This is a genomic window from Frateuria sp. GZRe14, assembly GCF_051900395.1.
GTDB lineage: Bacteria > Pseudomonadota > Gammaproteobacteria > Xanthomonadales > Rhodanobacteraceae > Frateuria_A > Frateuria_A edaphi.
Genome location: NZ_JBHZGJ010000001.1, coordinates 274,814 through 284,334, shown reverse-complemented (window position 1 = coordinate 284,334; position 9,521 = coordinate 274,814). Strand labels below are relative to the sequence as shown.

Annotated in this window: 10 protein-coding genes; 2 read left to right on the top strand and 8 right to left on the bottom strand. The window is 70.7% G+C overall.

What is annotated here, in order from left to right; all coding sequences use genetic code 11:
• The first annotated feature begins 2 nt into the window (after positions 1-2).
• Positions 3-1,913, top strand: coding sequence for a M56 family metallopeptidase (locus ACFWZ1_RS01310; RefSeq protein ID WP_439665166.1), 1,911 nt, complete (start codon positions 3-5; stop codon positions 1,911-1,913).
• 147 nt (positions 1,914-2,060) lie between these two features.
• Here the strand turns inward: ACFWZ1_RS01310 and fabG are convergent, their stop codons facing one another.
• The 8 genes from fabG to ACFWZ1_RS01270 form a co-directional block, all read right to left on the bottom strand.
• Positions 2,061-2,798, bottom strand: a complete 738-nt coding sequence (gene fabG, locus ACFWZ1_RS01305; RefSeq protein WP_439665165.1) for a 3-oxoacyl-ACP reductase FabG — start codon at positions 2,796-2,798, stop codon at positions 2,061-2,063.
• A complete protein-coding gene (locus ACFWZ1_RS01300; protein ID WP_439665164.1) occupies positions 2,795-3,235 on the bottom strand; it encodes a phosphotransferase in 441 nt (146 codons plus the stop codon). The genes fabG and ACFWZ1_RS01300 overlap by 4 nt, the downstream gene beginning before the upstream one ends.
• Entirely contained in the window at positions 3,219-5,552 is a 2,334-nt protein-coding gene (locus ACFWZ1_RS01295) for an MMPL family transporter (RefSeq protein WP_439665163.1), read from the bottom strand. Before ACFWZ1_RS01295 ends, ACFWZ1_RS01300 begins: the two co-directional genes overlap by 17 nt.
• A gap of 2 nt (positions 5,553-5,554) precedes the next feature.
• Entirely contained in the window at positions 5,555-6,193 is a 639-nt protein-coding gene (locus ACFWZ1_RS01290) for a LolA-related protein (protein ID WP_439665162.1), read from the bottom strand.
• Positions 6,117-7,070, bottom strand: a complete 954-nt coding sequence (locus ACFWZ1_RS01285) for an LpxL/LpxP family acyltransferase (RefSeq protein WP_231322918.1) — start codon at positions 7,068-7,070, stop codon at positions 6,117-6,119. Before ACFWZ1_RS01285 ends, ACFWZ1_RS01290 begins: the two co-directional genes overlap by 77 nt.
• Complete coding sequence (locus tag ACFWZ1_RS01280) at positions 7,067-7,372, bottom strand: hydroxymyristoyl-ACP dehydratase (RefSeq protein WP_439665161.1); 306 nt, start codon at positions 7,370-7,372, stop codon at positions 7,067-7,069. The genes ACFWZ1_RS01285 and ACFWZ1_RS01280 overlap by 4 nt, the downstream gene beginning before the upstream one ends.
• Complete coding sequence (locus ACFWZ1_RS01275) at positions 7,369-8,073, bottom strand: xanthomonadin biosynthesis protein (protein WP_231322915.1); 705 nt, start codon at positions 8,071-8,073, stop codon at positions 7,369-7,371. The genes ACFWZ1_RS01280 and ACFWZ1_RS01275 overlap by 4 nt, the downstream gene beginning before the upstream one ends.
• Positions 8,074-8,158: 85 nt before the next feature.
• Positions 8,159-8,428 (bottom strand): phosphopantetheine-binding protein, encoded by a 270-nt coding sequence (locus ACFWZ1_RS01270; protein WP_231322913.1) that lies wholly within the window; start codon positions 8,426-8,428, stop codon positions 8,159-8,161.
• A gap of 89 nt (positions 8,429-8,517) precedes the next feature.
• On the opposite strand from ACFWZ1_RS01270, the gene ACFWZ1_RS01265 reads away from it, so the two are divergent.
• The gene (locus tag ACFWZ1_RS01265) at positions 8,518-9,510 is read left to right on the top strand and encodes a pteridine-dependent deoxygenase (protein ID WP_439665160.1); all 993 of its coding nucleotides are present in this window, start codon (positions 8,518-8,520) and stop codon (positions 9,508-9,510) included.
• The last annotated feature ends 11 nt before the right edge of the window (positions 9,511-9,521 follow it).

The following is a 9,521-nucleotide window of genomic DNA, read 5'->3' as shown; positions in this document are numbered from 1 at the left end:
CCATGTCCACGCTCCCGGCATTGCTCGATGCCCTGTCCACCCGCCTGCTGTGGACCTCGGCGCAGGCCTGCCTGCTGATCGGCGCGGTCGCGCTGGCCTGCCACCTGCTCCCGCGGCTGCCGGCCGCGGTGCGCTGCATGCTCTGGTGGCTGGTCGGCGCGCAACTGGTGCTGGGCTTGGCCTGGCACACGCCGCTGCAGCTGCGCTGGCTGCCGCCGCCCGATGACGCACCACTGATCGTGACGACCCCGGCACCGCCGGTTGTGCTGCCGATGGCCACGCAGCCAGTCGCCCGTCGCGCACCCTCCGCCGCCTTCGTTGCGCCGCCCCCAGCGCCGCGGTTCGCCTGGCCGCGGTTCCTGCTCGTTCTCTGGCTCGGTGGCGTCGGGCTGCAACTTGCCCTGGCCGCGCGCCAGGGATGGCGCGTCGCTCGTGCCCGCCACGGTGCGCGACCGGCTCCGCCGGCCTGGCAGGCGGTCTGCCGAGTCCACGCCCGCCGGTTGGGCCTGCGCCATGCGCCCGGTCTGGCACTGTCGCCGGCCATTGGCTCGCCGCAGGTGCTCGGCGCCTGGCGCCCGCTGGTGCTGTTCCCGGCCGACGCGCGCCTGTCCGACGAGGAAACCGCGATGGCCATTGCGCACGAACTGGCACACCTGCGCCGCGGCGACCTGTGGCTGGGCTGGGTTCCGGCACTGGCTCAGCGCCTGTTCTTCTTCCACCCGCTGGTGGCCTGGGCGATGCGCGAATACGCGCTCAGCCGCGAGGCCGCCTGCGACGCCCAGGCGCTGGCCTGCACCGGCGGCGCACCGCAGGCCTACGGCCGGCTGCTGCTGCGGCTGGGCGTGGCCACCCCGCTCCCCTCCGGCCTGGCCGGGGCTTCCCCCACGTTCCACAACCTCAAGAGGCGACTGACCATGTTGCAGCACATCGAGGCCACTCCCCGCCGCAGCCGCGGCTGGCTGCTGCTTGTCGCGATCGCGGTGGCCGGCGTGGTGCCTTACCGCGTGACCGCCGGCAGCACGGATGCTCCCACGAGCCAGAGCCAACCCGCACAGGCCGCGCTACCCGCGGCACGCCCGGCACCGGCCGCGGCGCCCGCGCCCGCCGCACGTCCGGCACCGGCCGCCCATCCGGCGCCGTATCGCATCCCGCCTCCGCCGCCGGCACCGCCCGCCCCACCCCCGCCGCCTCCCGCGTCCATCCCGCCCGCGCCTCCGGCACCGCCCGCACCTCCGCCGGCACTGACGGGCTTCGCTGGCCATCACGTGCACATCGACAACCATTCGGACGCGCGTAGCGGCCTGGCGATCTTCGACGGCGATACGACGATCATCAACGGCAACGATGCGGACATATCCGCGGCCCGCCATCTGCAGCGCGGCAACGCGCCGCTGGTCTGGTTCCGCCACGCCGGCAAGGCGTACGTCGTGCACGACCCGGCTGTGGTCGCGCGCGCCAAGGCGATTTACGCGCCGGTGACCGAGCTGGCGAGCGAGCAGGGCAGGTTGGCCGGGGAGCAGGGACGGCTGGCCGGCCAGCAAGCCGGACTGGCTGCGCGGGATGCCGCCTTCGCCGGAGAGCAAGCTGACCTCGCCCGCGAGGCGGCGGAAATCGCCGCACAAGCCGTGGAGGTCAACCCGGGGCCGGACGAGGGTGCTTCGCGCGCCCGCGAAGCGCGCCAGCACGCGCTAGAACAGCGGCAGGCCGAGCTGGAGCAGCGGCACGCTGCGCTGCAGAAAGAGATTGCCGGACAACAACGCGACCTCGAAGCGCAACAGGCTGCGTTCGGGAAACAGCAGCAGGCACTCGCCGAGCACCAGCAGGAGGTCAGTCGCAAGGCCGAGCTGCAGATGCAGCAGTTGCTGGAAGAGGCGGTTCGCAACGGCAAAGCGCAGCTGACCGGGGCGCGCTGATCGGCCAGGGCTCACCACGGAGCACGCGCAGAAGCGCGTGCGGCCGGTTCCCGACCGGCGGGAGGCCAGACCCTGTAGGGCCCGCTTGTCGCCGATTGTTGATCGGCATCCCCTACCAGCGGGCTGCCAGGAGGTTGCTGCTCGCCGTCAGGCCATGCCGCCGTTGATGCCGATCACCTGGCCGTTGATGTAGCCGGCGGCGTCCGAGCACAGGAAGGCGACCAGCGCGGCGACTTCCTCCGGCTTGCCGGCTCGCTGCGCCGGCACCATCTCGCGGATCCGCTCGGGCGGGAAGTTCTCGCCGACCATGCGGCCCTCGATCACGCCGGGCGCCACCACGTTGGCGGTGATGCCGCGAGAGGCCATCTCGCGCGCCAGCGATTTCACCGCGCCGTGCAGACCGGCCTTGGCTGCCGCGTAGTTGGCCTGGCCGCGATTGCCGACCTGGCCGCTGACCGAACCGACTGCCACCACGCGACCGAAGCGGGCACGCGCCATTGGCAAGAGCAATGGCTGTACGACGTGGAAGAAGCCATTCAGCGAGACATCGATCACGCGCTGCCACTGCCCGGCGTTCATGCCGGCCATCGGCGCGTCGTCGTGCACGCCGGCATTGCTCACCACGGCGTGGATCGGACCGTCGGCCAGCAGGCTCTCCAGCGCCGTCTGCGCGGCGTCGCCATCCGTCACGTCGAAGGCGATGGCGCGGGCCTGCCCGCCCGAGTCGCGGATCGCCGACGCCACGGCCTCGGCGCGCTCCGGCGCGCTGTTCGCGTGCACGATGACCTGATAGCCGGCCGTCGCCAGCGCGTGGCAGATCGAGCTACCGAGATCGCCGCTGCCGCCGGTGACGAGGGCGCGGCGGGGCGAAGCAGTCGTGCTCATGAGTTCGGTCCCTCCGGATGGATCACCGCGGCGCGCCCGCTGGCCAGGAGGTGGCCGTCGCGTTCGATGCGGAACAGGTACTGGGCGCCGGTATCGCCGGCATAGAGGCATTGCGCATGGACGTCCAGACGTCCATCTGGCGACACGTACTCGACAGCCAACCGCACCTCGCGCAGGCTCACCAGCATGCCCGGCCGGACGGTCTCGACGCCGCCGGCCCGCGCGCGCAGCGCGCCATGCACCGCCATCGCCTGCGCACCGTACTCGGCCAGGTGCACCGCGTGCAGGCCATGCGGGCCGCGCAGCGGGTTATCGGGGCGGGCGTGACCTTCGCTGGCGGCGTGGATGGTGTCCACGTCCCATGTTAGGACCGCATCGAGCAGGCACATGCCGCCCGCGTGCGGGATCAGGTGCGCCCAGTCACTCTTCGGCAGCATGCTCGGCCTGCGCATGCGGCGCCATCAGGATGGAAAGGCAGAAATGGAAGGCCACGCCCAGGCTGACGGTGAGGCCGATCGCGCGCAGCACGGGGATGGTCGCCCAGGCCAGCATGCCGAACACCAGCAGCGCCGACAGCACGCACACCAGCGTGGCGTGGAGCGTGCGCCGCTGCTCGGCGGCATTGCCGGTGTCGCGTTCGAAGAACAGCGCGTAGTGCAGACCCAGGCCACCGGCCAGGATCAGCGCGACCAGGTGGAACAGCGAGATCTGCACGCCCGCCACCCGTTCGACCGCCAGCACCAGGAAGGTCGCAAGGGTCATCGGCGCCAGCACGTGCCAGGCCCGACGCAGGCTGCGCAGGGCCAGGCTGATAGTCAGCACCAGCAGGATCGTGGCGGCCAGCAACGCCTGCAGGATGCGCGTACGGTAGGCGATCACGAGCGATTCGGCCGCGCCCTTCAAGTCCAGCACGCGCACGGTGCCACCGCTACCCCGGGCCAACGTCGCCAGCGCCGCGGCATCGTGCACGCCGCTGACCGTACCCAGGCCGAGCCAGTGGCCGTCGCGTTCGACCAGCATCGCGGCCAGGCGCTGGCCCAGCGGACTGGCCGCGAAGGCCTTCGGGGTCAGCGGCGGCAGACTGCGCGCGGTCTCCACGTCGGCCACGAAGGGCGCGAACAGGTCGCGCCGGAACGGCAGGCCATCGGTGGCCTCGGCGAGCGACTGCTCCAGTGACGCGCGATCCGGCAGTTTCTGCTGGCGCGCGTGTTGCGATGTTGCGCTGGGCAGGTAGCGCGAGGGCAGCTCGATCGCGTCGACGGCCTTGTTTGCAACCAGCACGTCGACCTTCGGCTCGAGCTTTTCAGACAGCGCGAGCACCGCCTCGGGCGTGGCCGCCTCCAGCACCAGCAGGTAACGCACGTCCGGCGCGCCGAGCGCCGAGCGAAGGCGGGCGTCGCGCAGCAGCAGGTCGGTCGGCAGCGGCGTGAGCGCGGCCAGGTCGTTCTGCCAGAACGGTCCGCGGCCCAGCGCGAGCAACACGACGATCACGACGGCGACCGCCCACGGGATCCAGCGCGGACGCGGCAGATTGTCTACCGCCCCGCGCAGGCGCTTGAGCCATGGCAACGCCGCGACATCGCGCACCCGGGTCGGCAGCAGGTACGGCAGCAGATAGCGCGTGCTGAAACCGGCGGCGAGCAGGCCGACGATGGTGAACACGGCCAGCTGCTTCAGACCGTTGACGCCCGAAGCGTAGAACGCGAGGTACGCGATGCATGCCGAGGCGATGGCGGTGAGCAGCAACGGCCACAGGTCGCGCACGCTCGCCACCGCATCCTCGCCGGCGCGGCGGTGGCTCAGCACGCGGATGGGATATTCCTGCGCCACGCCCAGCAGCGTGAAGCCGAAGGCCAGGGTGATGCCGTGCACCTGCGGGTAGATCAGCGTCAGCGCCGCGATGCCGGCCAGTGCGCCACTGGCCACCGGCAGTGCCGCCAGCAGCAGCGAGCCGATGCTGCGATAGGCCAGCAGCAACAGCACGATGAAGCCCACCGTGGAGATGCGACCGATCCAGTCGGCCTGGTCGCGCGTCTGCGAGCTGGCGACCACGCTGAAGTAGCCCGGCCCCGACACGATCAATTTCGCCTCGCGACCGCCAGGCAACCCATGCAGCGCTTCCTCGATGCCGCCGATGGCCGCCTGTTGCGCATCCGGATCGAAGCCGGGCGAGTGGGTCTGCACCAGCAACAGCGCCTCGCCTTGTGGCGAGAACCACACGCCGTCACGGATCTGCGGCGAGCGCGCCGGCGCCCAGCGCTGTGCGAGCTTGAGCACTTCCAGCGTGGGGTCGCGCGGCAGCAGGCCCTTGAACAGGCTGGCCGCCGGCGAGCCGAGTTCGTCCAGGCGCTGCTGCAGCTCATCGCCCAGGAACGCCGCGTCGAGCGCATGCGTGTCCAGTGTCGGCGAAAGCAGGTAGCGGTAGGGCAAAAGCTTCGGATCGAGCGCGGTGAGGTCGAAGCTGCCGTTGAGTACCTGCGCGTAGCGCGGATCGGCCTTGAGCTTCGCCGCGAGCGCCTGGCTCAGCTTCGCCAGCGTGGCTTCGTCCTTGCCGGTGATCGCCAGCAACAGCAGGCGCGAACCGGGACCCTCACCCACCTGTTCCATCAGCAGGCGCTGGTCGGGCGTGGTCGGCGCGGGCATGAAGCTGCGCAGGTCGGTGCCGACCTGAAGATGCTTCACGACCCACAGCCCCAGCAGGGCCAGTACCAGCAGCCATCCGGCCAGCAGCGCGACGCGCGCGCGCAGCGGCATGCTCAGGCGCCCTTGCAGAGCGCGGCGAGCGCCTCGCGGGTGGGCTCGGCCGGCATCTTGTCGGCCAGGCCGCCGAGCAGGTCGACGGCGACGTCGCCGTCCGCTTCCTGCATCCACATGCAGCGTGCCTCATCGCCCTTGCCGTCGATACGGATGATGGCGACGGTGCGCGCCACCTCCAGATCACGCGGGGTCAGCGTGAGCGTCCAGGCGCCCGTGGCGTCGCCGCGACGGGCGATCGCGAAGGCCTGGCGCAGGCGGCCCGGGTCGCCGCCGAGCAGCGCCACGAAGCTGTCCACCAGCACCTTCAGCTGCGGCGCGCGCTCCAGCGAGAAGCTGCGCTCACCCTTGCCTTCGCGCTGCTGGGTGACCTTGCCGTCGGCGATGCGCGCGGTCTCTTCATGCGGTTTGGTGACGTGGCGCTCGAGCGTGTCGCCGCCCAGCCAGGCCAGTTCGCCGGAGACCACCAGCGGACGGTCGAGTACCTGCATGAAGCGCGCTTCGGCGAACGCCGTGCGCGCGGGCGCGGGACGACCCAGCTGGCTGATCAGCGCATCGGTGGCGTCAGGTGCCGAGGCGTTCGCCGAGCAGGTCAGGGCCAGGGTGCACAGGACCGCGCTGATCTTGCTGCCAGAAGTCATAGAAGTTGAACCAGTTGTAGGGGGCCACGTGGACGTAATGCTCCAACCGCTGGGCATAACGGGCGATGAGCGCATCCAGCGCCGGGCCACGGGCGTGGCGCGGGATATCCACCTGGTCGACCAGCGGCTCGAACACCAGGCGGTAGCGCCGGCCTCCCAGGTACAGCCCGAAGCACAGCACCACCGGCACCTTCAGCGAATGGGCCAGAAGCCAGGGACCGACCGGGAACGGCGCGCCCTGGCCGAGGAACGGTGCGTGGCGCAACGCCTCGTGGCTGCGCCCGCGATCGGCCAGCAGCGCGACCAGTGCGCCTTGCTGGCAGGCTTCGGCGATCGCCAGGGTGATCGAGGTGCCGTCCTGCGAGGCGTCGATCACGCAGGCGCCCACTTCCGGCGCCAGCGCTTCGAGCAATTCGGTCATCGCCGGGGTCTTCTGCTTGTCCAGCAGCACGCGCAACGGCATCTGCGGGCGTCGCGCGCCGATCGCGCGCAGCGCCTCGAAACTGCCCTGATGGGAGCCGAACAGCAGCACGCCATGCCCGCGCGCCAGGCGTTCGTCGAGCATTTCCAGCCCGACCGTCTCGATCTCGAAGTGCTTCTCGCCGTGGGCGAGCAGGAAGATCCGGTCCATGATCGTGGCGGCGAAGCAATGGATGTGCCGCATCACCTGCCAGGACGACGCGCGCCGGCCGAACACGCGGCTCAGGTAGGCGCGCGAGGCGGCACGCTCGGGGCCGCGGCGCAGGAAGAAGTAGAGCGTGATCGGGTAGAGAAACAGCCGTCCGAAACGCCGCCCGCCGTACAGCGCGATGTTGCGGATCAGCCACAGCGCGAAACGTCCGCCGCCTTCAGGCCGGCTTTGCCAATGCTGGGTCATGCGTCAGTCGCTCCCTCGACCAGGCCACGCGCCAGCAGGGTGCCGTCGCGACGTATTTCGAAGCGTACCTGCGCGCCGGCCGGCGTCAATTCCAGTTCGGCCGGCTCCTCCGGCTGGAGCGGCGCGACGAACTTGGCCTCGCGCACGCAGGCCAGCCGCTGGCCGCGCCAGGCACGCAGGGCCTCGGCGACCTGTTCGAGTAGCAGCACGCCGGCGACCAGCGGGCGCCCCGGAAAGTGGCCCGGCAGGCTCGGGTGGCCGGCCGCGAAGGAAAAAGTGGTGTGGTAGCTGTCGGTGCTCATGGCGCGCGGTTCCTGCCGCGGATCAGCTGGGGCCAGCGTAGCGCCAGCCGGTGCAACAAATCATGCAGGCCCAGGTGCGGCAGATGCCGCAAGTGCCAGCGACGGAAGAGGTATTCCAGGGCGAACACCAGCGCCATCAACAGGTAGGCGCCCAGGTGCACGTAGCCCTGTACCCACGGCTGCGGCAGCGGCCAGGGCGAAGGCACCCCCATTCTTTCAAGCAGGCCGCCCGGAACCTGGCACGACAGCAGCACGGCCAGTAGCAGCGCCTGGGCGCTCAACAGCGCGCTCCAGAACGCGGTAAGGCCCCGCGCGTAGGGAACGATGCCCGGCATGGCCAGCCGCGGCGCGCCTTCGATCGCCTCGATGAACTGCGCCACCAGCGGCTGGCGGCCCGCACGCAGGGTCCGTCCGAACACCCATGCCAGCAGCAGATTCAACAGTACCGGCACCGCGTCCAGCACCAGCGAGGCCAGGCCGCGCGAAGCGAGCCAGGCCAACACGCCGGACAGAGCCAGCCACAGCAGCCAGGTCCCCGGGCGGCGTTCACGCAGGGCTGGCCACCACAGCAGGCCCAACAGCAGCGACAGCGCCGCCAGCGACAGGAATTGCCGGTGCAGCAAGGCGCCGGCGACGGCCAGCAACGGATAGGCGAGCAACAGCGGCAGCGGGCGCTTGCCGACGCGCCGGGCTTCGGACATGACGTGCGCGTGCATCAGTGGTGGAAAAGTCGATGATCCGCGCAATGGGTTGGCGAGGGCGTCACGAGGACGCGAACGCGCCAGCTCAAGCGGCGCGGTTCTGCTCGACGTGCGCCGAAAGCGTGGCCAGGCTCGTGAAGATGCGCTTGTTCTCCGGATTGTCCGAGCGCAGCTGGAAGCCGTAGCGCTTGGACACCGCCAACGCGATTTCCAGCGCGTCGATCGAATCCAGTCCCAGATCGCCGCCGAACAGCGGCGCGTCCGGCTCGATCTGCTCGGGTGGGACCGATTCCAGATTCAGGCTCTGGACGATCAAGGTGGCCAGCTCGTGCTGGGCCGCAGTCTGTTCTGCCATGCTTTTTTCCGTACCCCATGCGTGCCTCCCCCCGGCGGCAACTGGCGCGGAGTGTAACATAGAGGCCTGTTGCTCCTGGTTTGCAATGCATGATGCAGGGTTGTGAAAACGCACTGGCCGAACCGTTGCCGCGCCGCGCGCCGCGGATCGCCTATCGCAGCGGTGACGCGGCCACGGTGCTGGCCGAGTACGGCACGCTGGCGGTGTTCGGATTCGGCAGCGGCGCGCCGGCGAGCGAGGATCCGCGCTGGTTGCGCGTCGCGCTGGAAAGCTTCGACGCGCCGGCGTCGCTGGAGCTGTGGCAAGTCGATGCCGAGGTGGACCACGGCCGTGACGGCGACGTGCGCTGGGCGGTCGGCGGCGGCTGGCTGTTCGCCGCGGTGGAGCTGGATGAAGCCGCCCATGGTGGCCCCGGTCCTGCGGCGACCCATGCCTACCATGCGTTGCGCCGGCTGATCGAGGGCCGCGCCGAACGGCACGTGTTGCGGATCTGGAATTACCTGGAGGCGATCAACCAGGGCGAGGGCGACGCCGAGCGTTACAAGCTGTTCTGCGAAGGCCGCGCCACTGGCATGGGCGGGTTCTTCGCCGAGGGCTACCCGGCCGCCACCGCGATCGGCCACCACGGACCGCGCGGTCGCCTGCAGGTGTACCTGCTGGCTTGCGACCAGCCGGGCGAACGCATCGAGAACCCCCGGCAGGTCAGCGCCTGGTGCTACCCGCGCCAGTACGGCCGCACGCCGCCGAGCTTCGCCCGCGCGATGCTGCTGCCGGCGCAGGACGCACTGGCGATTTCCGGCACGGCGGCGGTGGTTGGCCACGCCTCGGCGCATGAGGACGACCTGCAAGCGCAGCTCGAGGAGACCTTCACCAACCTCGAGGCGCTGCTGGCGCGCGGTCGCCTGGCGCCCGGGTTCGACACCCACTCGCCACTGAAGGCCTACGTGCGCCATCCGGCCGACGCCGCGCAGGTGCGCGAGTTCATCACCCGGCGCCTGCCCGGCGTGCCGGTGCTGTTGCTCCACGGCGACATCTGCCGCACCGAACTGCTGGTGGAGATCGACGGCTGGCGTTACGCCTGACGCACACCCGC